This window comes from Streptomyces thermolilacinus SPC6, assembly GCF_000478605.2.
GTDB lineage: Bacteria > Actinomycetota > Actinomycetes > Streptomycetales > Streptomycetaceae > Streptomyces > Streptomyces thermolilacinus.
Window position 1 is genome coordinate 2,167,635 of the sequence record NZ_ASHX02000001.1, and the last position, 24,189, is coordinate 2,191,823.

A 24,189-nucleotide genomic window follows, 5' to 3' on the forward strand; every position below is an offset into this window, starting at 1 on the left:
CGCGGCCTAGCCTCGCTTCTGTGACGCGCAGAGCCCCCCGGGCCCTCGTGGCCCTCCTGTCCGGGCTGTTGGCGGCGGTGTGCTGGCTGGTGGGGCCCGCCGCCCCGGACGGGCGCGCCGAGGAGCCGGGACCGCTGGACCGGCGGGGCCAGATCACCGACCGGGTGGACGCCCTCGGAGTGCGCGCCCCCGACGTGGCCCGCGCCCTGGACCGGCTGTACGACGAGCACCGGCTCCAGCTGTTCGTCGTGTACGTACGGGACTTCTCCGGCCGCTCCCCGCAGGACTGGGCCGACGCGACGGCGGACCTGGGCGGGCTCGGCACCGACGACGTGCTGCTCGCGGTGGCCACGCGGGAGCGGACCTACGCGTACACGGCCGACGCGGCGGGGCGGCTCACCCAGGCGCGGCTCGACGAGGTCGCGCGTACCGCCGTGGAGCCCGCGCTGCGCGCCGACGACTGGGCGGGCGCGGCGATCGGCGCGGCCGACGGGTACGGCGCGGTCCTCGCCGGGCGGCCCGTCCCCGTACCGGCGATCACCTCGGGCGTGCCCGACCCCGGGGGCGGCGGGAGCCCGGGCGTGGACCTGCTCGTCCCGGTGGTGCTGGTCGCCGGGGCGCTGGCGGTGGCCGGGTACGCGTACGTGAGCCGCCGTCGGCGGGCCAGGACGCGCACGACCCCGCACGGCGGGGTGCCGGTCCCGGACGCGGAGGAGCTGGACGAGCGGGCGCGGCGGGCGCTGGTGGAGACGGACGACGCGGTGCGCACGAGCCAGGAGGAGCTGGGCTTCGCGGTGGCGCAGTTCGGGGAGGCGGCGGCGAAACGGTTCGCCGAGGCCGTCGCGTACGCGGAGGGCGAGCTGACGACGGCGTTCCGGCTGCGGCAGCGGCTGGACGACGCGGAGCCGGAGGACGAGGTGACCCGGCGGGCCATGCTGGAGGAGATCACCACCCGGTGCGCGGACGCGGGGCGGCGCCTGGACGAGGAGTCGGCGGCCTTCGACGAGCTGCGCGACCTGGAGCGTACGGCCCCGCAGGCGCTGGCGGCGGCGGAGGCGGCGCACCGGGACCTGGAGGGCCGCCTGACGACGGCGGAGGCGGCCCTGTCGGCGATGCGGGCCCGCTACACGGACACCGCGGCGGCCCCGGTGGCCACGGCCCCCTCCCAGGCCCGCGCCCGCCTGGCGTTCGCGGCGACGAACCTGTCCCGCGCCCGGGAGGCCCTGGGCCCGTCGGCTCCGGGCGCGCCGGGCGGGGGCGGCGCGGGCGGCACGGGACCGTCGTACGCGGACCGGGAGGCGGCGGGCGGTACGGACGGCGGTGCCGGGCCCGCGTACGACCCGGCACAGGCGGGCGGGGCGGGCACGGTACCCGGCGGGGGCGCGGTACCGGGCGGGGCGGACAGCGGCACCGATGTCGGTGCCGGGCCCGCGTACGACCCGGCACAGGCGGGCGGCGCGAGCGGCGCGGGCGGTGGGCGGGTGTCCGTGGCGCCGTACCTGCGGGCCGCCGAGGGGGCGGTGGGGCAGGCCGCGCGGCTGGTCGAGGCCGTGGACCGGCGGGCCGTGGAGCTGGCGGAGGCGGCCGGGCGGCTGCCGGGGGCGCTGGCGGAGGCCGAGGCGGACCTCGCGGAGGCGCGCGGGGTGCTGGAGGGCACGCCCGGCGGGGCGGCGGCGGAGCTGCGGGGCCGGGTGGCACGGCTGGAGTCCGTCGTACGGGACGTGCGGCGCGTGACGGAGGCCGGCCGGTATGACCCGATCGACGCGCTGCGCCGCACCGAGGAGGCGGACGCGGCGCTGGACGAGGCGCTGGAGCGGGAGGGCGGCGTACGGCGGGCCCGCGCGTTCCTGGACCAGGCGCTGCTGGCCGCCCGGTCGTCGGTGGGCGCGGCGGAGGACTACCTGGCGACGCACCGGGGCGCCGTGGCCAGCGAGGCCCGCACCCGGCTGGCGGAGGCGCGGCGGCACCTGGCCGAGGCCGAGGCGGGCGCGGACCTCGGCCCGGATGCCGGTACGGGCGCCGGTGCGTGGGCGGACCCGCGTGCCGCGCTGGCGGACGCGCAGCGGGCGGACGCGCTGGCCCGGCAGGCGCAGGCGCTGGCCGAACAGGACGTACGGATGCGGGGCGCGCTCGGCGGGCGGCCGGGCGGCCCCGGCGGCCTCGGGGGTGCCGTACTGGGCGGCATCCTGCTGAGCGGGCTGATGGGCGGCGGGCGGCCGGGCGGGATGCCGGGCGGGTTCCCGGGCGGCCCGGCGAGCTTCGGCGGCGGGGGGACGCGCAGGCGGCTCGGCGGCGGGGGGCGCTTCTGACGACACGTACGACCGGGGCACCCGCGCCCGGGACCACGGGCCACGCGCGCGTACCGCCCCGGAACACCCCACGACCAGCCACTACGCGCACCACGCGCACCACGCGAAACCGCACAAGGAGAGGCGCCATGACCAAACACTCCATCCTCGGCCGCGTCGGCCAGTTGGCGAAGGCCAACATCAACGCCCTGCTGGACCAGGCCGAGGACCCGGCGCTGATGCTCGACCAGCTGATCCGCGACTACTCGGAGAACATCGGCGAGGCCGAGGAGGCGATCGCGGCGACCATCGGCAACCTCCGCCTCCTGGAGGAGGACCACCGGGAAGACGTGGAGGCGGCGCGCGAGTGGGGCGAGAAGGCGCGCGCGGCCAGCGCCAAGGCCGATGAGCTGCGCGCCTCGCAGCGGCCCGAGCTGGCGGACAAGTTCGACAACCTGGCGAAGGTCGCGCTCGGGCGGCAGCTCCAGTCGGAGAAGGAGGCGAAGGCGGCCGAGCCGATGATCGCCTCCCAGTCGGAGGTGGTCGAGCAGCTGAAGTCGGGCCTGGGCCGGATGCGGGAGAAGCTGGCGGAGCTGCGCACCCGGCGCGACGAGCTGGTGGCCCGCGCCCGCTCGGCGGAGGCCCGCAACCGGATGCTCGACGCGGTGCGGAGCATCGACGTGCTGGACCCGACGAGCGAGATCAGCCGGTTCGAGGACAAGGTGCGCCGCGAGGAGGCGAAGGCGCTGGGCAAGCAGGAGCTGGCCGCGTCGTCGCTGGACGCGCAGTTCGAGCAGCTGGACGCGGCGGGTGACGCGGCGGAGATCGAGGCGCGCCTGGCTGCCCTCAAGTCCGCCGCGTGAACCACCGCCCGCCGCCCCGGAAAGGCCACCGCGGGCCGCCCCGTACCAGCCGACGCGCGCCGCACCGCACCGGCCACCGCGCGCCCCGCCCCGTGAGCGGCCGCGTCAGAACATGCTCAGCAGCTGGTCCACCGTGGGTTCCGCCGTGCCGCCGCCGTCGGGGAGGGCCAGCTCGAACCAGACCGTCTTGCCCCGGGGCGTGCGGCGGGAGCCCCAGCCGGCGCTGAGCAGTCCGACGAGCTGGAGCCCGCGCCCGCCCTCGTCGGTGTCGCGGGCCCGGCGGCGGCGGGGCTGTACGAGGCCCGCGTCCCACACCTCGCACACGAGTGTCCGGTCGCGCAGCAGTCGCAGCCGGATCTCACCCTCGCCGTAGCGCAGGGCGTTGGTGACGAGTTCGCTGACGAGCAGTTCGACCGTGTCGATCAGCGGCTCCAGCTCCCAGGCGATGAGCTGGGCCCGGGCCAGTTCGCGGGCGCGGCCCACGGAGCGGGGCTCGCGGGGGAGCCGCCAGTCGCCGACCGCCTCGGCGGGCAGCCCCCGGACACGGGCCATCAGCAGGGCGATGTCGTCCTGGCCGTGCCGCGTGTCCAGGGTGTTGAGGACGTGGTCGCAGGCGTCCTCCAGGGCCATCTCGGGACCGGTGAGGACCCGCCGCAGCGCCTGGAGGCCCTCGTCCAGCGGATGGTCGCGGGACTCGACGAGCCCGTCGGTGTAGAGGGACAGCAGCGCCCCCTCGGGCAGCTCGACCTCGACCTCCTCGAACGGCTCCCCGCCGACCCCGAGCGGCATCCCGGGCGGTACGTCGAGGAGCTGCGCCTCCTTGCCGGGTTCGACCAGCACGGGCGGCAGGTGCCCGGCGTTGGCGAACGTGCAGCGCCGGGTGACCGCGTCGTACACGGCGTACACGCACGTCGCGAGGTACACCTCGGACAGTTCGGGGCCGCGGGTCTTGTGGGCGGCGCGCGACGACTGGGCGCCGATGGGCGCGCCGAGGCCGCGGGCGATCTCGTCCAGGTGCGAGAGGACCTCGGCCGGTTCGAGGTCCAGCTGCGCCAGGGTCCGCACGGCGGTGCGCAGTTCGCCCATGGCGACGGCGGCGCGCAGCCCGCGGCCCATGACGTCGCCGACGACGAGCGCGGTGCGGTGGCCGGGCAGCTCGATGACGTCGAACCAGTCGCCGCCGACCTCCGTGGCGGCGTTGCCGGGGAGGTAGCGGCAGGCGATGTCGAGTCCCGCGGCCTCGGGGTCGCCGGGCGGGAGGAGGCTGCGCTGGAGGATCAGGGCGCGCTCGTGCTCGCGGCGGTAGAGGCGGGCGTTGTCGATGCAGACGGCGGCGCGGGCGGCGAGTTCGACGGCGAGGGCGCGGTCGCGTTCGCCGAAGGCCTCGCTGCCCTTGGCACGGGAGAACTGGACGAGCCCGACGACCGTGTCGTGGGCGACCATCGGCACGGCGAGGGTGGAGTGGACGAGGCCGCCGTCGTCGCCGGGGACGAGGACGGGGCGGCCGGTGCGCAGCGCCTTGGCGCAGGCCGTGCTGAACGGGTAGCGGTGCACCGAGCCGACGAGGGTGGGCCCGGTGGTGCAGCAGTCGGGTCCGGCGGCGGGCGGTCCCACGAGGGGCGGCGTGTCGGAGACGGCGCTGGCGAAGGCGACGCGGCGGAGCTGCGCGGTGCGGCCGCCGGCCTGGCCGGGCGGGGCCTCGTCGCCGGTGAGGAGGCCCTGGTACAGGTCGACGGAGGCGAGGTCGCAGAAGCCGGGGACCGCGACGTCGAGGAGTTCGCGTGCGGTCGTCTCCAGGTCGAGGGAGGTGCCGATGCGTGCGGTGGCCTCGTTGAGGAGGGCGAGGTTGCGGCGGGCGCTGGCGGCCTCGCGGGCGGCGTTGTGGCGGCGGGTGACGTCGGTGGTGACCCCGGCGACACCGATGGGACGGCCCGAACCGCTGTGCACCCGGTACAGGTTGACGGACCAGTGGCGGCGGTCGGTCTCGCCCGGGACGGTGCCGGTGACCTCCATGTCGGTGACGGCCTCGCCCGTGTCGAGAACGCGGCGCAGCGCGGAGGTCATCCGCTGGGCCTCGGCGTGGGACAGGTAGTCGTGGACGGTGCGGCCGCGGTGGTCCTCGGCGGTGCCGCCGAAGACGGTGGCGAAGCGCTGGTTGGCGCGCTGGACCGTCAGGTCCGTACCGAACAGGAGGAAGCCGAAGGGGGATTGACCGAATATCGCCTGTGATGAGGCCAAGTCGGTCTCAATCCGGCGCAGGGCGCGTACGTCAACGGCGATGCAGACGGCGCCGCGTGCGCCGTCCTCGGTCTCGCTCGGCATGACGTACACCTCGGCGAGGCCGCGCGCGTGCCGTTCGCCGGGTACGCGGAAGGGGACGAGGCCCGTCCACTCCTTGCCGTCGAGGATCTCGGCGACCTTGCGGTGGCCGCGCTGCCGCAGTTCGGCGGGGATGAACGCCTCTACGGGGTCGGTGCCCCGGACGTCCTTCGCGGGGATGCCGAACATCTCGGCGGCCCGCAGGCTCCACTGATCGACCAGCCCGTCGGGGCCGATGGAGAACGACGCGACTCTGATGTAGTCATAGATCGAGCCGGGCGGGTTGCTCTGCCACACGACGCCGTCCGCCGTTCCAGGTATCTCGCTCACGCGACCGTCCCCTCCAGCTCACCGCACCGGACCGGCCATTCCCGCAGTATTCAGCACTACGGCCCCCGTCGGCACGCCGTTCACGATCACAGGGTGGTCTCGTTCGTTTTGAGCCGAGCCTAAGTGATCGCCGTCCCTTCCCTCTTCTAACCCGGCAAGGGCAGCTCGAACCACACCGTCTTCCCCGTCCGGCCCTTCCTCGTACCCCAGCGGCGGGCGGAGCAGGCGACCAGCTGGAGACCGCGTCCGCCCTCGTCGTCGGGCCCGGCGGCGCGGGCGCGGGGCGGGTCGGGCACCGGGTCGGAGACCTCCACGAGGAGGGTGGGGCGGGGCGGGAGGGAGTCGTGCGACGCGGGGATGCGAGTGAGACGGAGGCCGACGGGACCGTCGGCGTAGCGCAGGGAATTGGTCACGAGCTCGCTGACGAGGAGGACGGCGAGGTCGCCGAGGGCCGGGTCGAGCCGCCAGTCGCGGAGGGTGTCGCGGACGGCGCCGCGGGCCGTCCGCACCGAGTCGAGCCGTCCGGGCAGGGTCCACTCGGCGCACGCGTCGCCGTTGTCGCTCACGCCGATCACTCCCCGGACCAACAACACCCGTGCCCGATTTGAGGGGTTTAATCAGCACATACCCGATATCTAGTGCGTCGTATCGTCGAACCGGGCGGCATTCGTGGCGTCATCCGGCGCGTCGGGGCCGGGGAAGTGGCGGAGGGCTTCGACCACGGCGGGGACATCCTGTTCCAGCCAGTCCACGGTGTCCCATTCCGCATGGGTCAGCCAGCGCAGCTCGTCGTGGTCCTGGAGGGGGCGGGGCTCGCCGGAGAGCACGCGCGCGGTCCACACGTGCAGCACGTAGCCGCGCCCGAGCGGCCAGGCGCCGGGAACACGCTCCCCCGGTTCGGTCTCGATGCCGAGCTCCTCGCGCAGCTCCCGTACGAGCGCGTCGCGCGGGGACTCGCCCGGCTCCACCTTGCCGCCGGGCAGTTCCCAGCGGCCGGCCAGCTCGGGTGGCGCGCTACGGCGGGCGGCGAGCAGCCGCCCCTGGTCGTACACGGCTCCGGCGACCACCACACGATCCGTCATGCGCCGGAGCGTATCGGTCCGCACAGGTCAGCGCGCGGGCTCCCCGATCCGCTCGACCCAGTAGAGCTGCCGGTGGCCCGCCGAGTCGAGGCTGTCGGCCACCTTCTGCGCCTCGTCCCGGGTCGCGTAGCGGCCGACCCGGTAGTGGTTGCCGTTGTCGTCCTGCCGGATGACCTGCCAGAGAAGAGTCGTACCGCTGTCGGGCATCACGCCGTTCCCCCCGCCCGGTCGCCTGTGTCGAAGGATTCCGCCGAAACCGCAATCCGCATATGCCCGAGCCTACGCCTGACCTTTACGGTCCGGATACGCATTTGCACAAAGAGATACGGTTCCGGCCAGGAATCCCACAGAAAATGGGGGCGCACTCGTCCGAATGCGCCCCCGGCAACCGGCACGGACCGGTACTTTCCTCCACCCCTCCCCCGGCCTCCCCAGGCCCCCCTCCGCCCCTCCCGGCCCTCGGGCCCCCGCCGCTCCCGGCGCCTCGCCCCCGCCGCCGCTGGCCCTTCGACCGCACCGCTCCGGCCCCTCGGACGCCGCCGCTCCGGGCCGCCTCAGCGTCCGGTCACCGGCGGGTCAGCGCACCGGCAGGTGGTACGCGACGCGATAGCGGTCGGCGGGGACGACCACGTCCGCCGTCTCCACCGCCCGCCCCGACGCGTAGTACGTGCGCTCGACGACGATCACCACGTGCCCCGGCACCCCGCCGAGCGCCAGCAGTTCCTCCGCCAGGCCCGGCCGGGCGCCGACCTCCTCCACGACGTTGTCCACGACGAGGTCGATCGCCGCCATCCGCTCGACCACCCCGCAGCCGCCCAGCGGGCCCTCCTCGGGGAGCATGACGGGGGTGCGCCCGGTGAGGGCGAGCGGCTCCCAGGAGGTGGAGAGCATCATCGGCTCGCCGCCGTCCCGGAAGAGGTACCGGGTGCGCATCACGGGGTCGCCGGGCGCGATGCCCAGCCGCTCGGCGATCTGCGCCGGCGCCCCCTCCCGCTCGCTGCTGGACTCCCAGGTGCCGCGCGCGCCCTCGGCGGCCTGCTCCTGCCGGAACGGGTTCACCGTCCCGTGCGCCGGGCGGTACCCGGAGCGGGCGATCCGGCGCGGCACGGGGCGCTCGCGCACGTACGTGCCGGAGCCGGAGCGGCCCTCGACCAGCCCCTCGGCCATGAGCACCTTGCGCGCCTCCAGGGCGACGGTGTCCGAGACGCCGTACTCCTCGCGGATGCGGGCCTGGGAGGGGAGGCGGGTGTGCGGGGGCAGCGAGCCGTTGACGATCTTCTTTCGGAGATCGCTCGCAACGCGCAGATAGGCGGGCTGCTCGCCGAATGTCACAGGCCACTCCCATCAGGTTGACAGACAGCGACAGCCTGACAACCAGGCGTTGGCCCCGCAAGCATGGGCCAAAACCTGACGGATCGTGATGTCCGCTGTGTGGCGGCGGTACGGCCCCGGACTTACCACGGGTAGGACGCGCGGCCCCGCGAACGACGCGCGGCCGGGAACGGGCCCGTCCACATGCCCCGCGAACGGGCCGGGCGCGCGACGGTGGTGGCCGTCGCGCGCCCGGGGGTCGTCTCCGCCGTACGGCGGTGTCAGCCGGCCGGCTCCTCGACCGGCGCCTTGGTGGACAGCTTCAGCGCGGCGCGCGCGTCCTTGCCGAGGTCCAGCGGCAGGGCGTCCCAGCCGGGCTCGTAGTGCGTCCAGAAGGTGTCGGCGTCCGGGGACCTCGCGGCCTTCTCCCAGTGCTCGCGGGCCTTCTCCAGCTCCTTCACCACGTCCGCGACGGGCTCGGCGGAGGCACCGGGGAAGGTGTGCCCCTTCAGCCGCGCGATCGTCCCCTCGATGGCCTGGTCGACCGTACCGGCCCAGGTGACGTTGGCGGCCAGGTCCTTCTCCGGGTCGGCCTCGGGCGCGGCGATCAGCGCGGCGTCCAGCGCGTTCATCGCCTTCAGGTACGCGACCTGGTCGGCGTCCAGCGTGGTCGCGTCGGCCCGCAGGGAGCCGGTCAGCGTGCCCTTCTCGGCGGCGAACGCGCACGTCACCGTGCGGTCCTTGAGCTCGCGCCAGCTCTGCTCGGTGGGGAGGTAGTAGTACGTGACGGCGTTGTCCGGGACCGCCCAGGAGTCGAGCGAGTACTGCTCGCCGATCTTCATGCAGCGCTCGTCGGCCTGCCTCTCGATGGCCGGGAGGCCCGGGAACGCGCCGTCGCCGCTGAGCTGGAAGGCCCCGGTCACCTCGGCGTCGTGCGGCTTGGCGCAGTCCACGCTCTTGACCGTCATGACCTCCTTCTCGGTGACCGCGCCGCCGGGCTGGTTGAAGCAGTCGCCGGTGCGGAGGCTGAACGCCGAGTTGGTGCTGGCGACGTCCTCCCGCACCTTGCGGGCGCCGTCGGCGAGGTCCTTGAAGGCGCCCGTGGCGAAGCCGACCGCGACCAGGAGCGTGCTGATCAGCGACAGGACCATGCCGGCGACGGCCAGGCCCTTGCCGGACTGGCCCTTGCGCTTGATGGAGGCCAGCGCGATGGCGCCGAGCACCAGGCCGAGCGGCGGCACGAGGCAGACGACGCCGGTGACGAGGGAGGCGATGGCCAGGCCACTGGTGGTGGCCGCCGGACGCGGCGCCCCGGGCGGCGGGGGCACCGGCGGGTAGGGCTGCTGGGGCGGGGGCCAGCCCTGCGGGGACGTTGACACGGGTACGGTGCTCCTGTCGGGGGCGGGATGCGAACAAACGTATGAGCGGCGCGCATCGTACGCGGTGCGGGACGGGGTGCCTAATGCGGCTTACGGACCGGACGGCCGAAGCGGTCGCCCATTTGACGGACCGCTGGGCGTCCACCCTGGACAACCCGCCCGCCGCCGGGGCCGGTTCGGCTATGACGGTGGACGCGAGCCGGGGTGGTCCGGCCGGGTCGGTGTTCTCGGCGGCCGGTCTCTGGCCCCTGCTCGGGCACCTCGCGCACGCCGCGCGGCCCCCCGCCCGTACCGGACTCGAGGACGCGCTCGGCATGCCCGCCGAGACGCGGGGCCGGCCGCCCGCGCCCTGCTCACCGCCCTGGGCGCGGCCCGGGGCGTGGACGCCGCGCTCGGCCTGTGGACCCGCGCGGGCCTGCCCCTCCACCGCACGTGGACGGACACCCTTCCCGGCCCCGCCCGCGGCACGCTCACCGGCGCGCCCGGCGCCGACCGGCGGGCCCTCGACACCTGGGCCGCCGAACGCACCGGTGGCCGCGTCCCGCACCTCCCCGTGCCCGTCGGCCCGGACACCGAACCGGTCCTGGCGAGCGCGCTGTCGCTGCGCGCGGACTGGTTCCGCCCGTTCCGGGAGACGTACGCGGAGGTCTGGACGGGTCCCTGGGCGGGCCGGATCGTGCCGTCCCTGTACCGCTGGTCGTCCCTCCTGGACAGGATCGGGGTGACCGCGACCCGGGCGGGCACGGTGACCGTCGCGCGCGTCCTCGGCGACACGGGCGTCGACGTCCACCTGCTGCTGGGCGAGGAGCACATGACACCCGGGCAGGTCGTCGCCGCCGGTACGGGACTGCTCACCGGCCGGTGGCGCGCGGAGCCCGGCGACCGGCTGCCCCCGGGCGCCCCGGGGCCGGGTCTGACGCTGGAGGCGGTACGGGAGCCCCGTCCCACTCCCCCGCAGCTCTGCCTGACCGTCCCGTCCTTCGACCTGGCCGCCGACCTGGACCTCACCGCTCTCCCCGAGGTGTACGGGCTGGCCGCCGCGCTCGACGGCACCCGCGGCCACTTCCCCGGCATCAGTCCGGTGCCGCTCGCCCTGGAGGCCGCCGCCCAGACGGCGACGGCGGTGTTCGGGCCGCTCGGCTTCCGCGCGGCGAGCGTGACGTCCGTCAGCGCGTACGCGGCGGGCGTCCCGGAGCGGCGGTACCGGTCCCTGCGGCTCAGCGCCGACTTCGCCAGGCCCTTCGGTTTCCTGGCCGTCCACCGCACGTCGCGGCTGGTCCTCGCCTCCGGCTGGGTCGCGGAGCCGATGCCGTACGAGGAACGGGACGACGAGGAGTACGCGTAGCCGGCCGGCCACGCCCTTCGGACCCGGCAGGCGCGGACCCCGGCACGCGCTTCGGAACCCGGCACGCGGGGCCCCGGCACCGGCAGGCACGGACCCGGCACGCGGAAGGGCGGCCGCCGGTACCGGCGGCCGCCCCTTGTCGGGCTGTCGGATCAGATCCGCGGAAGCGTCAGAACTGCAGCGCCCACGCGTCGATCTTGCCCGTGTCGTAGCGGTAGTTGTCGCTCACCCGCAGCTTCCACGTGCCGTTGGCGGCCTCGGAGGAGGCGTTCACGGTGTACGTGGTGTTGATGTTGTCGGCGCTGCCGCCCGTGCCGTAGTCCTTCAGCAGGTAGGCGGTGCCGTCGGGGGCGACCAGCTGGACGCGCAGGTCACCGATGTAGGTGTGCTGGATGTTCACCTCGACCTTGAGGTCCGAGGGCGCGTTGCCCGAGACGCCCGTGACGGTGACCGGCGACTCGACGGTGGCGAGGTCGTTGATCGCGTAGTCGCCGGTGTTCTCGAAGCGGGAGCCGGTGGGCGGAGGCGTGGTGCCGCCGTCACCGACGTACAGCAGGCGGTTCGGGGAGCCGCTGCCCGGGTTGGTGACCACGCCGGTGGTGGCGTTGGAGGTCAGCGCCGTGGCGACCTGCGACGGGGTGGCGCTGCGGTTGTTGGCCAGGTACAGCGCGGCCGCGCCCGCGACGTGCGGGGCCGCCATCGACGTACCGGAGATCGTGTTGGTGGCCGTGTCGCTGGTGTGCCAGGCCGACGTGATGGACGAGCCGGGCGCGAAGATGTCCAGGATGCTGCCGTAGTTGGAGAAGCTGGAGCGGGCGTCGGAGCTGGTCGTGGAGCCGACCGTGATGGCCTCGGCGACGCGGGCGGGCGACTTGGTGGAGGCGTCGGTGCTCTCGTTGCCCGCCGCGACGGCGTAGGTGACGCCGGACGCGATGGAGTTGCGGACGGCCGCGTCGAGCGTGGAGTCCGCGCCGCCGCCGAGGCTCATGTTCGCGACGGCGGGCTTCACCGCGTTGCGGGTGACCCAGTCGATGCCGGCGACGACACCGGCGGTGGTGCCGGAGCCGCTGTTGTTGAGGACGCGGACGCCGACGATCCTGGCGTTCTTGGCGACGCCGTAGGCGCTGCCCGCGACGGTGGCGGCGACGTGGGTGCCGTGGCCGTTGCCGTCCTGGGCGGTGTTGTCGTTGTCCACGGCGTCGTAGCCGTAGGAGGCACGGCCGCCGAAGTCGCTGTGCGTGATGCGGACACCGGTGTCGATGATGTACGCGGTGACGCCCTGGCCGCCCGGGTCGGGGTAGGTGTAGCTCTGGTTGAGCGGCAGGTTCCGCTGGTCGACACGGTCGAGGCCCCACGTCGGGTTCGGCTGGGTGCCGCTGATGGTGAAGACGCGGTCCTGGACGACGGACTCGACGGCCGGGTCCGCCGCGAGCTTCTTCGCCTGGGCCTCGGAGAGCTGCACCGCGTATCCGTTCAGCGCGGCGGTGTACGTCTTCTTGATCTTGGCGCCGTACTTCGCCGCGACCGCCTTGCCGGACTTGGCGTCCGAGTCGGCGGCGGACTCGTCGAGCGTGACGATGTAGCTGCCCTCGACGGCGTTCGGGTCGTCCGCGTACTGGATGACGCCTTCCGCGGCCGTACCGGCGGCGGCTGCCGGGTAGGCGGCGAGGGTGCCGAGGGCGAGGGCGGCGACGGTTATCGCACTGGCGGCGGCGGCTCTGCGCCGCGAGGTACGCATCACGTGCATGTGAGGGGTCCTCCTCATCGGTGGTGCGCTGCTGTGGGGGATATCGGCAGGTGCATGACAACCCCTGATGTATGCATGCACGACGGAACGCGCCACGCGGAGCGCGGCGCCAACCACCTTGGCCTGCCAGGCGAAAGGTTGGCCGATCCATAGGAATCCCACAAGGGTCTGAACAGCCGTTAACAAGTGCGTCGCACAACTGTCATGCTGGCCGCCATGCCTCAGGAAGCCGAATACCTCTGCCAGGAATGCGGAGTGCGATCCTCCGCTTCATCGCTGACCTGGAGCTGCCCGCGCTGCGGCGGCCCCTGGGACCTGGACTTCACCGCCGCCCCCGTGCCGCGGGCGGCGCTGGCGGGCCGGGTGAACTCGTTGTGGCGTTACGAGGAGGCGCTGCCGCTCCGCGACCCGTACGCCTCGCTCGGCGAGGGCCGCACGCCGCTCGTCCGGCTGACGGAGTCCGTCTCCGCGAAGCTCGACTATCTGATGCCGACACTGTCGTTCAAGGACCGGGGCGCCGTGCTCCTCGTGGAGCTGGCCCGGCGGATCGGCCCGGACCGGGTCGCCCGGGTCGTCGCCGACAGCAGCGGCAACGCGGGCACGGCGGTCGCCGCGTACTGCGCGCGCGCCGGGCTCGACTGCGTCGTATACGTACCGGAGGCGACGTCACCGAAGAAGCTGGAGCAGATCCGGGCGCACGGGGCGCGGCTGGAGGTCGTGCCGGGCGACCGGGAGGCGACGGCGCGGGCGGCGCGCGCGGCGGCGGACGAGCCCGGCGCCTTCTACGCGTCGCACGTGTACAACCCGTACTTCCTGCACGGTACGAAGACGTACGTGTACGAGCTGTGGGAGGACCTGGGCGGCCGCCTGCCGGACACGCTCGTCGTCCCGGTCGGCAACGGCACGCTGCTGCTGGGCGCCGCCCTGGCGGTGTCCGAACTGCTGGCGGCGGGCCTGGTGGAGCGGCGCCCGGCGCTGATTGCGGTGCAGGCGGGCCCGGTGGCGCCGCTGGCGCGGGCGTACGCGGCGGGCGCGGCGGACGCGGAGCCCGTACCGGCCGCGCCGACCCTGGCGGAGGGCATCGCCATCCCGCACCCCCCGCGCGCCCGCCAGATCCTGCGGGCGGTACGGGAGACGGGCGGCACGTTCCGCACGGTGACGGACGAGCAGATCCGGGCCGCTCAGCGCGACCTGGCGCGCAGGGGCCTGTTCGTGGAGCCGACGGGCGTGGCGTGCTGGGCGGCGGTCACGGCGGACCCGCCACGGGGCGAGACCGTGGTCCCCCTGTGCGGCGCGGGCGCGAAGACGGGCCTGGCGGCGGGGGCGTAGCGGGGGGCGCCCCCGCCGGCGGGCGCCGCACGCCGCCGCCGAGGACGGCCCCCGCCCAGGTATGGATCCGGCCGCGGCGGGGCGCAGATCCGGCCGGACGGCGGAAGAGCGGAGCGGGGATCTTGCCGTGGCGGACGCGGCGGGGCACCGTTGTGGTGCTCGAACCCCGTTGTCTCGTCTGGGAGTTGAGAATGAGGAAGTCCACCCTGCGTTCCGCCGCCGCGGCCGCGGCCCTGGCGACCGGCCTGGCGGCGGCGTCGGTGACCACGGCGTCGGCGGCGCCGCGCACGTCCGAGCGTACGGCGGTCGCCCGGATCGCCACGCCGGAGCAGCTCGCGGACAGCGTCCGCCTGGCCGTCGAGCGCGAGCTGAGCGACGGCGGCGCGGTCGCGGAGGGCAACGTGGTGGGCTTCGTCGCGCCCCAGGCCGACACCGGCGTACGGCCCTGCTGACGGTGGCCGTGGAGGAACCGGCCGTCCGGTGGTGCCCGAGCGGAGCGCCCGACCGCCCGGAGTCGGTGGTGCTTGGCGTGCGCTCGGGGCCGGACGGCCAGGTCGCCTACCTGGCCACGCCGGTCGCCGCCGCGGAAGTCGTACCGACCCTGCCGGACGGCGTGCCGCCGACGCGGGTGCTGCGGTTCGCGTCGCACTGCGTGAGCGAGTGCGCCAACCGCGTCGGCACGGACTGCGGCCTCGCCGACCGGATGCTGGCCCTCCCGGCGCCCCCGGACACCGACCCGGTGCCGCGCTGCCATCTGCGGCCGCAGTGCAAGTGGTGGCACCAGACGGGCACGGCCGCGTGCCACCGCTGCCCCGCCGTGGCGACCACGCCCCTGGCGGACGACACACTGGCCGCCCTGGTGTCCGACCCGTCCACCACCCGCGAACAGCTGGCCGCCCACCTGTCACAGCGGCCGTCCCCCTGACCTCGCGCGAGGACGACCGGGGCCGGGGACCGGCGACTGGCCCGCTGGCCCCGGCCCCGGCCCCGGCGTCCACGACGTGCCGCCGCTCCCCCGGAGGCAGCCGCCGCACCACCTGACGCCACAACTCGGGCGGGCAGCGCGGCCGGTAGCGCTCGTAGGCATCGGAGAGATTCTTCTGATCCACTCCCCGCCCTGCCCACCCCGCAGAACCCCCCCACATGGACATCGGGGGCCGGCCGGATCGGTCAGGATTCGAGAAGCGTCGGCCGAGGGTCGGCTCGTAGCGTGAGGGTCATGGCAATCACCGCATCGCACACGCCCGTCACGCCCCTTGCGTCCCTCACCTGCGTCACCCTGGAGGTGACCGACCTGGAGGAGGCCCATCGCTTCTCCACCGCCCTGGGCGTGGACACGCACATCCGCCTGCGGGCGTCCGACGCGCGGTCCACCGGTTTCCGCGGCTTCACGCTGGCGCTCACGGTGTCCGGGCCTGCGACCGTGGACGGCTTCGTCGGCGCCGCCGTGGACGCCGGGGCGACGGTGCTGAAGCCCGCCGCGAAGTCGCTGTGGGGGTACGGCGGCGTCGTCCGGTCCCCGGACGGCACGATCTGGAAGGTCGCGACGCCGGAGAAGAAGGACGCCGGCCCTGCCACCCGGGAGATCGACGACATCGTCCTCCTGCTCGGCGTCGAGGACGTCAAGGCCGGCAAGCGGTTCTACGTCGAGCGGGGCCTGACCGTGGCCAGGAGCTTCGGCGGCAAGTACGCCGAGTTCGCCCCGGGCGCGGCCGGTGCCGTCAAGCTGGCGCTGTACAAGCGCCGCGGCCTGGCCAAGGACCTCGGCGTCCCCGCCGACGGCACCGGCTCGCACCGCGTCGTCCTCGGCGGCAGCGCGGGCTCCTTCACCGACCCGGACGGCTTCGTCTGGGAGACCGCCGCGTAGCCCGCCCCCACGCCGTCCCGGCTCCCGGCCGTGCGGCGGTGGCGGCGGGCGCTCAGTGACCGGTGGCGGAGGAGTACGGGTTGGCCGCCGCGCCCTCCGTACTCAGGAGCACCACCACCGAGGAAGGCCCGAGCCCCAGTGCCGTACGGCGCTGGTCGGCGCCCGCCCCGGTGAGCGTCGCGCGCAGCCCCGCGAGCGCCGCGGCCCCGCACGGGCCCGAGGAGACGCCGAGGACCGCCAGCCGGGCGGCCGCGCGGGCGCTGTCGGCGTCGTCGACGGCGACAGCGGCGTCCAGCCCGTCGCGGAGGTAGGGCCAGGCGATGCTGGAGGGAGTACCGCAGTTCAGGCCGGCCATGCTGGTCTCGCCGGTGGTGACGCTGACGGGTGCGCCGAGGGTGAGGCTCTCCAGGACGCAGGCCGCGGCGGCGGGCTCCACCGACAGCAGTGCCGGAGCGTGCCCGGCGGGGTGGCTGCGGTAGTGGGTGACCACGGCCTGCGCCAGCGACCCCACGCCCACGGGTACGGCGACGAGGTCGGGCCCGTCGGTGATCCCCTCGGCGGCCAGTTGCTCGTCGATCTCGGCGCAGAGGGTGGAGTACCCCTCGACGATCCACCCCGGGATCCGCTCGTACCCGGGCCACGCGGTGTCCTGGACGAGGACCGCGCCGGGCGAGGCGGCCGCCTCGGCCGCCCGGCGCACCGCCTCGTCGTAGGGCCCGGGCACTTCGGTGACCTCGGCGTGCTCGGCGGCGATGGCCGCGACGGCCCGCGGATGCACGCCCCGGGGCACGAAGACGTGGGCATGCTGCCCGAGCAGGTGCGCCATGCGGGCCACGGCACGACCGTGGTTGCCGTCGGTGGCGGTCACCAGGGTGACGGGGCCCGCTCCATCACCCCGTGCGGTCCACTCGGTGAGGGTGCGGTGGACCGCCCAGGAGGCGCCGAGCGCCTTGAAGGCGGGCAGACCGAGACGGCACGACTCGTCCTTGACGAAGACCCGGCCGACGCCCGACTCCACGGCCAGCTCGGGCAGTTCGGTCAGCGGAGTGGGCGCGTAGCCGGGCAGCGCGGCATGGAAGCCACGTACGTCGGCGGGGGCGGACGCACACCGCCAGTCGCGGCCGCCGGTCCGCGCGAGCCACGGCGGTGTACGGAAGGAGACAGGTTTCTCAGACACGCCCCCAGGGTCCGGCAGCCTCCCACACCCGGTCCAGCGAAGATCCGATGCCGGACCGCAGGGAGTCATGGGTGCCATGACTCCCTGGCTGGCCGTGGCCCCGGCAGCGCCCTCCGTCGCCGCGTCGTGTACACATGCGACACTCGGTACTCCTGACGCATGACACAGCCACTGCCCATAGAGTCCATCCGCGATGTCCGGGCACACCTGGCCGAGGTCGTGGAGAGGGCTGACCGCGACGACCTGCCCACCGTGATCACGCGCCGAGGCAAGCAGGTGGCTGCCGTGGTGTCCATCGAAGTGCTCCGGAAATACCAGGAGTGGGAGGAGCGCGAGATCAACCGGATCATCGACGAGCGCATGGCCAACCCGGCTCCCGGCATCCCGATCGAGGACATCATGAGGGAGACGCTGGCGCGCAGTGAGTGAGTACCGCACCGTCTTCCGACCCGAGGCTCAGGCCGAGCTCCGCGAGGTGCCGCGAGACATGGCCCTCCGCATTCTGGCCAGGCTGACCGAGCTGGAGAGCGACCCGCTGGGGTTCAACACCACGGCCCTCGTCTCCAAGCCCGACCGGCGTCGCCTACGGGTGGGCGACTACCGCGTGAGCTACACGATCGACAACGGTGAGCTGGTGGTGTGGGTGGTGCACGTCGGCCATCGCTCCACCGTCTACGACACCTGAGCCAGCCTGACATCAGGTCAGGAAATCCAGCACCGATCCAGCACGGGATCGACGAAGGGGCCTGGCCGCCACGAGCCGGGCCCCTTCTGACCTGCGTGTTCGCCGCGTCAGCGAGGTGCTGTCACTTCATCCGCTCACACGTTGAAGCGGAACTCCACCACGTCGCCGTCCTGCATCACGTAGTCCTTGCCCTCCATGCGGGCCTTGCCGGCGGCGCGGGCTTCGGCGACCGAGCCCGTGGCGACGAGGTCGTCGAAGGAGATGACCTCGGCCTTGATGAAGCCCTTCTGGAAGTCGGTGTGGATGACACCGGCCGCCTCGGGGGCCGTCGCGCCCTTCTTGATCGTCCAGGCGCGGGCCTCCTTGGGGCCGGCCGTGAGGTACGTCTGGAGGCCCAGGGTGTCGAAGCCGACGCGGGCCAGGGTGGCCAGGCCGGGCTCCTCGGCGCCGACGGACTGGAGGAGCTCCATGGCGTCCTCCTCGTCCAGCTCGGCGAGGTCCGCCTCCAGCTTGGCGTTGAGGAAGATGGCCTCGGCCGGGGCGACCAGCGCGCGCTGCTCGTCCTTGAACGCCTCGTCCGTCAGCTCCTCCTCGTCCACGTTGAAGACGTAGAGGAACGGCTTGGTGGTGAGCAGGTGGAGGTCGTGCAGCAGCTCCGCCTTCTCCGAGCCCTGGACGATGCCCTGCGAGAAGAGGGTGTCGCCGCGCTCCAGGATCTCCTTGGCCGCCTCGACCGCGGCGACCTTCGGCGCCACGTCCTTCTTGATCCGGGACTCCTTCTGGAGGCGCGGCAGGACCTTCTCGATGGTCTGGAGGTCGGCGAGGATCAGCTCGGTGTTGATCGTCTCGATGTCGTCCTTCGGCGAGACCTTGCCGTCGACGTGGACGACGTTCTCGTCCTTGAAGGCGCGGATGACCTGGCAGATGGCGTCGGACTCGCGGATGTTCGCCAGGAACTTGTTGCCCAGGCCCTCGCCCTCGCTCGCGCCGCGCACGATGCCCGCGATGTCGACGAAGTCGACCGTGGCCGGGAGGACGCGCTGCGAGGAGAAGATCTCCGCCAGCTTGGCCAGACGGGCGTCGGGCACGCCGACGACGCCGACGTTGGGCTCGATCGTGGCGAACGGGTAGTTGGCCGCCAGCACGTCGTTCTTGGTCAGGGCGTTGAACAGGGTCGACTTGCCGACATTCGGCAGGCCGACGATTCCGATCGTGAGCGACACGTTGGCGACTTCCCTAGAAGTGTGGATGGTGGGCCGACCCCCCAGTTTACGGGCGTGCCGGCGCCTCGGGCGACGGGCGGGCGGTCCGGGTCCGGGCGGTGGACTTCACGCCAAGGTCATCCCAAAGGTGTGTCTCGTACCGGTTTTCGGGCCGTCCCCCGCCTACTTTGTCACCGTGGAGCAGCACCGGAGCAGTCCCCCTCGCCGCCCGGCGCCGCCGCGGCAGGCCGCCCCGACCAGGGGCGCCGTCGCGGAGCGGCCGACGGGCGGGGGCGCGGGGGCGGCCGGTGAGCCCGTCGCCGAGGGCGCGGGGGTCCGGTACGGGCCCCCGGTCGGCGACCAGCCCGGCCGGCGGCCGGTGGCACAGCCCGAGGTACGGCCGGACGCGCGGCGCGTGAGCCCCCGCGACGGCCGGCGCGACAGCCAGGAGGGTGCGCACATGGACGGGCAGTCCGGTGGACGACGTGGCGGGCGGCTCGACGCCCGGCCGGGAGTGCCGCGCGGGGGTCAGCCCGGCGGGCGGCCGCAGCGGCTGGACGGCCGGGCCGCCCCTGGAGGCGGTACGCAGGCGGCCGGGTCGCGCGGCGGCGGTGCTCCGCGGGCGGCGGGGTCGCGCGGTGGTACGGCCGCCGGGCCCGGCGGTGGTGCCAAGGGCGGCCGGGGCGCTGCCCAGCCGGGCCGGGGCGGTGCTCCGGGTGGCGGCGGGCGGTCCCTCGGAGGGGTGCGCGGTGGCGGCCCCGGGGCCGGTGGGCCGGGCGGGCCCCGGGGTGGCGGGGCCGGGCGGGGCGGGCCTCGCGGTGGCGGGCGTGACGGCGTCCGGCACGGCGGCGGTGCGTCGCGGGGGCTCGCCGGGGTGCTCCGGGCCGTACGGCGGTTGCCTCACCCCCGGCTGACCGGGCTCGGCGGCGGACTCTTCGCCTCCGCCGCGATGCTGCTGGTCGGGTTCATCGACTGGCTGCTGTTCGACGGTTCGCCGTTCGTGTACGGGCTGCTGTTCCTGCCCGTCAGCGCGGCGACCGCGCTGTGGGTGCGGAGCGCGGACCTGGTGACGGCGCCGATCAGCGTGCCGATCGCGTTCGCCGTCGGGGTCATGCCGATCGCGGGCGGCGAGGGCGGGTTCGGGGGCCACGCGATGGCCCTGGTGACCGCGCTCGCGGTGCACGCCGGATGGCTGTACGGCGGGACGCTCGTGGCCGGGCTCATCACCTGCGTACGGAAGGTACGGCTCATGGGGCGCCGCCAGCGGGCGGCCACCGCGGCAGCCGCCAGAGGCCCCGCTCCGGCCACGGCCCCACGGCGCCCCTGAGCCGGGGCCCGCACAGCGGTGCCCGCAAGGCCGGGGCCCGCACGGCCGGGGCCCGCGGCACCTGGGGTGTTCCCCGAGCACCACAGGTGCCGTTCTTCGGCGGTTGGCCAGTTCTCCCCGAGGCGGGCGCGTCGCGGGCCGCTCTTCCGCGTACGCGCTCCAGTCGGCAGGCGGGTACGTCGCCTGCGGGGCCGCGAGGGCCACGTCGATCGCGACCGCGCTGTCCCCTCGAAGAAGCCGAGGTCCCGCGCCGGCTCGCCCGGATCGTGAGGCGTTCGCGCCCCTTCCACCCGGCACCTGGCCCGACTCTACGAGTGGCGCCGGTGCGCGCGGAGGCTGTCGCGCGTAGTCGGCCCGCAGGGATGACGGGTACCGCCTCTTCGAACCGGTGTCGTGCCGGGCAGCCGGTCAGCCAAGAAATGAAAGGCGGCCCCGCGCCACCAGGGGGGTGGTGTCGCGGGGCCGCCGTCTGGGGGGCTTCCCGGGCGTCAGACCGTGGTGACGACCTCGTCGTACGCCAGGCGCGGGGAGCGCGGGTACCAAGCGTCGTCGCCGGGCTTGCCGATGTTGACCACCATCAGCGGGGTGTGGTCGTCGTCCAGGAACTCCTTCTGGACGGCCGCGTGGTCGAAGCCCGTCATCGGGCCGGCGGCCAGACCGGCGGCGCGGACGCCCACGATGAAGTACGCGGCCTGGAGCGCGGCGTTCATGCCGGCGGACGCCTCGCGGACCGGGCGCTCGGCGAAGAAGGCGTCCTTGGCCTGCGGGAACGCGGGGAACAGCTTCGGGAGCTCCGCGTGGAACTCGTTGTCGGCGGCCAGGATCGCGACGAGCGGGGCGGTCGCGGTCTTCGCCTGGTTGCCCTCGGCCATCAGCGGGATGAGGCGCTCGCGGGCCTCGGCCGAGCGGACGAGCACGATGCGCAGCGGCGTCTGGTTGAACGCGGTCGGGCCGTACTTGACCAGGTCGTAGATCGCCTGGACCTGCTCCTCGGTCACCGGCTCGTCGGTGAACGTGTTGGCGGTGCGGGCCTCGCGGAACAGCAGGTCCTGCGCGGCGGGGTCGAGGACGAGCGACATGGGGTGGTGCCTTCCGACGTACGAGTCAGGGGTGCCGCGCGACGGAACGTCGCCGCGCGATGCCTCCACGGTACGCCGGGATAGATGAACCTTCAACTAAAGGCGCGGTGTGGTGCTCCACGTCACAGCACCCGTGCCCCCGCGCGGCCCCGCCGCGAAGGCCTACCCCTCCTGGTCGGAGCTCTCCCGCTCCTGGGCCAGCGACGCGTCCAGCCGGGCGCGCGCGCCCTCCAGCCAGTGACGGCAGACCTTCGCCAGCTCCTCGCCGCGCTCCCAGAGCGCCAGCGACTCCTCCAGCGTCGTCCCGCCCGCCTCCAGCCGCCGGACCACGTCGATCAGCTCGTCGCGCGCCTGCTCGTACCCGATGGCCGCGCCGCTTGCCGTCACCGCCACCGTGGTCGCCGCCCCGGCGCCCGCGTCAGCCGCCCCGGCGCCCGCCTCCGTCACCGCGTCCGTCGTGTCCGCTGCCATGTCCTCCACCCTCGCCATGTCCTCCACCCTACGGTCGGGTTCCGACAGCGCCGCCGCCGTCCACGCGCCGCACCGTGAACGCCCCGGCCGCGACCCGCGCCCGCAGCTCCTCGTCCCCGGCCACCTCGTCCGGTGAGCGCACCACCGAGCCGTCCGGCCGCTGGAGGACCGCGTACCCCCGCTCCAGCGTGGCCGCCGGGGACAGCGCCACCACGCGCGCGTGGGTGTGGGCCAGCTCCGAGTCGGCGCGGTCCAGCAGATGGCCCAGCACCCGCCGGCTGCGCGCCAGCAGCGCCTCGACCTGCGCCTCCCGCTCCTCCACCATCCGCTGCGGGTGCTCCATCACGGGCCGGGCCAGCGCGTGCGCGAGGCCCCGCTCCTCCCGCTCCAGCAGCCCCCGTACGCAGCGCAGCGCGCGGTCCCGCAGCGAGCGCACCCGCTCCAGCTCCTCGCGCACGTCGGGGACGACCTTCTTCGCCGCGTCCGTCGGCGTCGCCGCGCGCAGGTCGGCGACCAGGTCCAGCAGCGGTGAGTCCGGCTCGTGCCCGATCGCCGACACGACCGGCGTACGGCACTCGGCGACAGCCCGTACGAGCTGCTCGTCGGAGAAGGGCAGCAGGTCCTCCACGCTGCCGCCGCCCCGCGCGACGACGATCACGTCCACGTCGTCCATACGGTCCAGCTCCCGCACCGCCCGCACCACCTGCGGCACCGCGTGGACGCCCTGCACCGCGACGTTGCGCACCTCGAAGCGGACGGCCGGCCAGCGGCGGCGCGCCACCTCCAGCACATCGCGCTCCGCCGCCGAAGCCCGGCCGCACACGAGGCCGATCAGCTGCGGCAGGAACGGCAGCGGCCGCTTCCGCTCCATCGCGAACAGCCCCTCGGCGGCCAGCGACCGCTTCAGCTGCTCCAGGCGGGCCAGCAGCTCGCCGATGCCGACCGGCCGTATCTCCGCGGCCCGCAGCGACAGCTGGCCGCGTGGCGCGTACCACTCCGGCTTCGCGTGCACCACGACCCGCGCGCCCTCGGACACGACGTCCGCCACCGCGTCGAACACCTGGCGATAACACGTCACGCTCACCGAGATGTCGTGCGACGGGTCGCGCAGCGTCATGAACACGACGCCCGCGCCGGGCCGCCGCGACAGCTGCGTGATCTGCCCCTCCACCCAGATGGCGCCGAGCCGGTCGATCCATCCCCCGATGAGCCGGGAGACCTGGCCGACGGGCAGCGGGGCTTCGGCAGACGTAGTCAGAGCCATACGGCGAGCGTACGCGCCGCCACCGACAACGCCGCCGCGTCCGCCCGTGCGGATCTTCGGCGCGGGCGTCCACCCTTACGATGGGGGGCATGACTCCTACGCCTCCTGCCCGCCGGGTCCTCCTCGCCGCTCCGCGCGGCTACTGCGCGGGCGTGGACCGCGCCGTCATCGCCGTCGAGAAGGCGCTGGAGCAGTACGGCGCGCCGATCTACGTGCGGCACGAGATCGTCCACAACAAGTACGTCGTGCAGACCCTGGAGAAGAAGGGCGCCATCTTCGTCGACGAGACGCACGAGGTGCCCGAGGGCTCCATCGTCATGTTCTCCGCGCACGGCGTCGCCCCGATCGTCCACGAGGAGGCCGCGAGGCGGAAGCTCGCGACCATCGACGCGACCTGCCCGCTCGTCACCAAGGTCCACAAGGAGGCCGTGCGCTTCGCGCAGGAGGACTACGACATCCTCCTCATCGGCCACGAGGGCCACGAGGAGGTCATCGGCACGTCCGGTGAGGCACCCGACCACATCCAGCTGGTGGACGGCCCCGAGGACGTGGCGAAGGTCGAGGTGCGCGACCCGTCGAAGGTCGTCTGGCTGTCGCAGACCACGCTGTCGGTGGACGAGACGATGGAGACCGTGGACGCGCTGAAGGAGAAGTTCCCGCAGCTCATGTCCCCGCCGAGCGACGACATCTGCTACGCCACGCAGAACCGGCAGCTCGCCGTGAAGCAGATGGGCGCCGACTCGGACCTGGTCATCGTGGTCGGCTCGCGCAACTCGTCGAACTCCAAGCGCCTGGTCGAGGTCGCCAAGCTGGCCGGTGCCCGCGAGGCGTACCTGGTGGACTTCGCCGACGAGATCGAGGAGGCCTGGCTGGACGGCGTCTCGACGGTCGGTGTCACCTCCGGCGCCTCGGTGCCCGAGGTGCTGGTCGAGGGCGTCCTGGAGTGGCTGGCGCGGCGCGGCTTCGAGGACGTGGAGATCGTGAAGGCGGCCGAGGAGTCGATCACCTTCTCGCTGCCGAAGGAGCTCCGCCGCGACCTGCGCGCCGAGGCCGCCGCGCTGTCGGAGGACTGATCCGCTCACCGAGAGGGCGGCGGCCGTACGCCGTCCTCCCCGCGGGCGTCG

Annotated in this window: 23 protein-coding genes; 11 read left to right on the forward strand and 12 right to left on the reverse strand. The window is 74.3% G+C overall.

What is annotated here, in order from left to right; translation table 11 throughout:
• The first annotated feature begins 20 nt into the window (after positions 1-20).
• Both J116_RS08880 and J116_RS08885 read left to right on the forward strand, forming a co-directional pair.
• Complete coding sequence (locus J116_RS08880) at positions 21-2,309, forward strand: TPM domain-containing protein (RefSeq protein WP_028963851.1); 2,289 nt, start codon at positions 21-23, stop codon at positions 2,307-2,309.
• A 128-nt stretch (positions 2,310-2,437) separates the two neighbouring features.
• Positions 2,438-3,151, forward strand: a complete 714-nt coding sequence (locus J116_RS08885) for a PspA/IM30 family protein (protein ID WP_028963852.1) — start codon at positions 2,438-2,440, stop codon at positions 3,149-3,151.
• Between the two features lie 105 nt (positions 3,152-3,256).
• On the opposite strand, the gene J116_RS08890 is transcribed toward J116_RS08885, so the two are convergent.
• The 6 genes from J116_RS08890 to J116_RS08915 all read right to left on the reverse strand — a co-directional run bounded on the left by J116_RS08890 (position 3,257) and on the right by J116_RS08915 (position 9,572).
• Positions 3,257-5,800, reverse strand: coding sequence for a SpoIIE family protein phosphatase (locus J116_RS08890; protein ID WP_023586740.1), 2,544 nt, complete (start codon positions 5,798-5,800; stop codon positions 3,257-3,259).
• 146 nt (positions 5,801-5,946) lie between these two features.
• Positions 5,947-6,375, reverse strand: coding sequence for an ATP-binding protein (locus J116_RS08895; RefSeq protein WP_023586741.1), 429 nt, complete (start codon positions 6,373-6,375; stop codon positions 5,947-5,949).
• Positions 6,376-6,435: 60 nt separating this feature from the next.
• Positions 6,436-6,882, reverse strand: a complete 447-nt coding sequence (locus J116_RS08900) for a (deoxy)nucleoside triphosphate pyrophosphohydrolase (protein ID WP_023586742.1) — start codon at positions 6,880-6,882, stop codon at positions 6,436-6,438.
• 27 nt (positions 6,883-6,909) lie between these two features.
• Positions 6,910-7,089, reverse strand: coding sequence for an SPOR domain-containing protein (locus J116_RS08905; protein ID WP_023586743.1), 180 nt, complete (start codon positions 7,087-7,089; stop codon positions 6,910-6,912).
• 369 nt (positions 7,090-7,458) lie between these two features.
• Entirely contained in the window at positions 7,459-8,214 is a 756-nt protein-coding gene (locus tag J116_RS08910; RefSeq protein ID WP_023586744.1) for a GntR family transcriptional regulator, read from the reverse strand.
• Between the two features lie 260 nt (positions 8,215-8,474).
• Positions 8,475-9,572: a DUF4190 domain-containing protein gene (locus tag J116_RS08915; RefSeq protein ID WP_023586745.1), complete on the reverse strand. Its 1,098-nt coding sequence runs from the start codon at positions 9,570-9,572 to the stop codon at positions 8,475-8,477.
• A 379-nt stretch (positions 9,573-9,951) separates the two neighbouring features.
• On the opposite strand from J116_RS08915, the gene J116_RS08920 reads away from it, so the two are divergent.
• A complete protein-coding gene (locus tag J116_RS08920) occupies positions 9,952-10,917 on the forward strand; it encodes a serpin family protein (RefSeq protein ID WP_235617329.1) in 966 nt (321 codons plus the stop codon).
• A 169-nt stretch (positions 10,918-11,086) separates the two neighbouring features.
• Here J116_RS08920 and J116_RS08925 read toward each other — a convergent pair whose 3' ends face one another.
• Positions 11,087-12,664, reverse strand: a complete 1,578-nt coding sequence (locus J116_RS08925) for a S8 family peptidase (RefSeq protein ID WP_023586746.1) — start codon at positions 12,662-12,664, stop codon at positions 11,087-11,089.
• Between the two features lie 216 nt (positions 12,665-12,880).
• Between J116_RS08925 and J116_RS08930 the strand changes: the two genes are divergently transcribed.
• The 4 genes from J116_RS08930 (at position 12,881) to J116_RS08945 (ending at position 15,860) form a co-directional block, all read left to right on the forward strand.
• The gene (locus tag J116_RS08930) at positions 12,881-13,993 is read left to right on the forward strand and encodes a pyridoxal-phosphate dependent enzyme (RefSeq protein WP_201258800.1); all 1,113 of its coding nucleotides are present in this window, start codon (positions 12,881-12,883) and stop codon (positions 13,991-13,993) included.
• A 191-nt stretch (positions 13,994-14,184) separates the two neighbouring features.
• The gene (locus J116_RS08935; RefSeq protein WP_023586748.1) at positions 14,185-14,445 is read left to right on the forward strand and encodes a hypothetical protein; all 261 of its coding nucleotides are present in this window, start codon (positions 14,185-14,187) and stop codon (positions 14,443-14,445) included.
• Between the two features lie 68 nt (positions 14,446-14,513).
• Positions 14,514-14,918 carry a hypothetical protein gene (locus J116_RS08940; RefSeq protein ID WP_235617330.1) on the forward strand — a complete coding sequence of 135 codons (405 nt, stop codon included), beginning with the start codon at positions 14,514-14,516 and terminating at the stop codon, positions 14,916-14,918.
• Positions 14,919-15,212: 294 nt separating this feature from the next.
• Positions 15,213-15,860: a VOC family protein gene (locus tag J116_RS08945; protein WP_023586750.1), complete on the forward strand. Its 648-nt coding sequence runs from the start codon at positions 15,213-15,215 to the stop codon at positions 15,858-15,860.
• A 52-nt stretch (positions 15,861-15,912) separates the two neighbouring features.
• Here the strand turns inward: J116_RS08945 and J116_RS08950 are convergent, their stop codons facing one another.
• Positions 15,913-17,037: a diaminopropionate ammonia-lyase gene (locus tag J116_RS08950; RefSeq protein WP_023586751.1), complete on the reverse strand. Its 1,125-nt coding sequence runs from the start codon at positions 17,035-17,037 to the stop codon at positions 15,913-15,915.
• A 159-nt stretch (positions 17,038-17,196) separates the two neighbouring features.
• Here J116_RS08950 and J116_RS08955 point away from each other — a divergent pair, with 159 nt between their 5' ends.
• Positions 17,197-17,466, forward strand: a complete 270-nt coding sequence (locus J116_RS08955) for a type II toxin-antitoxin system Phd/YefM family antitoxin (protein ID WP_019757277.1) — start codon at positions 17,197-17,199, stop codon at positions 17,464-17,466.
• Positions 17,459-17,722, forward strand: a complete 264-nt coding sequence (locus J116_RS08960) for a type II toxin-antitoxin system RelE family toxin (RefSeq protein WP_023586752.1) — start codon at positions 17,459-17,461, stop codon at positions 17,720-17,722. The genes J116_RS08955 and J116_RS08960 overlap by 8 nt, the downstream gene beginning before the upstream one ends.
• Positions 17,723-17,856: 134 nt before the next feature.
• Here the strand turns inward: J116_RS08960 and ychF are convergent, their stop codons facing one another.
• Positions 17,857-18,945, reverse strand: a complete 1,089-nt coding sequence (gene ychF, locus J116_RS08965; protein WP_023586753.1) for a redox-regulated ATPase YchF — start codon at positions 18,943-18,945, stop codon at positions 17,857-17,859.
• Between the two features lie 874 nt (positions 18,946-19,819).
• Here ychF and J116_RS08975 point away from each other — a divergent pair.
• Positions 19,820-20,251 (forward strand): DUF6542 domain-containing protein, encoded by a 432-nt coding sequence (locus tag J116_RS08975; RefSeq protein ID WP_394331479.1) that lies wholly within the window; start codon positions 19,820-19,822, stop codon positions 20,249-20,251.
• 488 nt (positions 20,252-20,739) lie between these two features.
• On the opposite strand, the gene J116_RS08980 is transcribed toward J116_RS08975, so the two are convergent.
• The 3 genes from J116_RS08980 to xseA all read right to left on the reverse strand — a co-directional run bounded on the left by J116_RS08980 (position 20,740) and on the right by xseA (position 23,065).
• Positions 20,740-21,330: a malonic semialdehyde reductase gene (locus J116_RS08980; protein ID WP_023586756.1), complete on the reverse strand. Its 591-nt coding sequence runs from the start codon at positions 21,328-21,330 to the stop codon at positions 20,740-20,742.
• Positions 21,331-21,492: 162 nt separating this feature from the next.
• Positions 21,493-21,801, reverse strand: a complete 309-nt coding sequence (locus J116_RS08985; protein WP_235617417.1) for an exodeoxyribonuclease VII small subunit — start codon at positions 21,799-21,801, stop codon at positions 21,493-21,495.
• Positions 21,802-21,829: 28 nt separating this feature from the next.
• On the reverse strand, positions 21,830-23,065 hold the full coding sequence (gene xseA, locus J116_RS08990) for an exodeoxyribonuclease VII large subunit (RefSeq protein WP_023586758.1): 1,236 nt from the start codon (positions 23,063-23,065) through the stop codon (positions 21,830-21,832).
• 80 nt (positions 23,066-23,145) lie between these two features.
• On the opposite strand from xseA, the gene J116_RS08995 reads away from it, so the two are divergent.
• A complete protein-coding gene (locus J116_RS08995; RefSeq protein WP_079147693.1) occupies positions 23,146-24,138 on the forward strand; it encodes a 4-hydroxy-3-methylbut-2-enyl diphosphate reductase in 993 nt (330 codons plus the stop codon).
• Positions 24,139-24,189 lie beyond the last annotated feature (51 nt).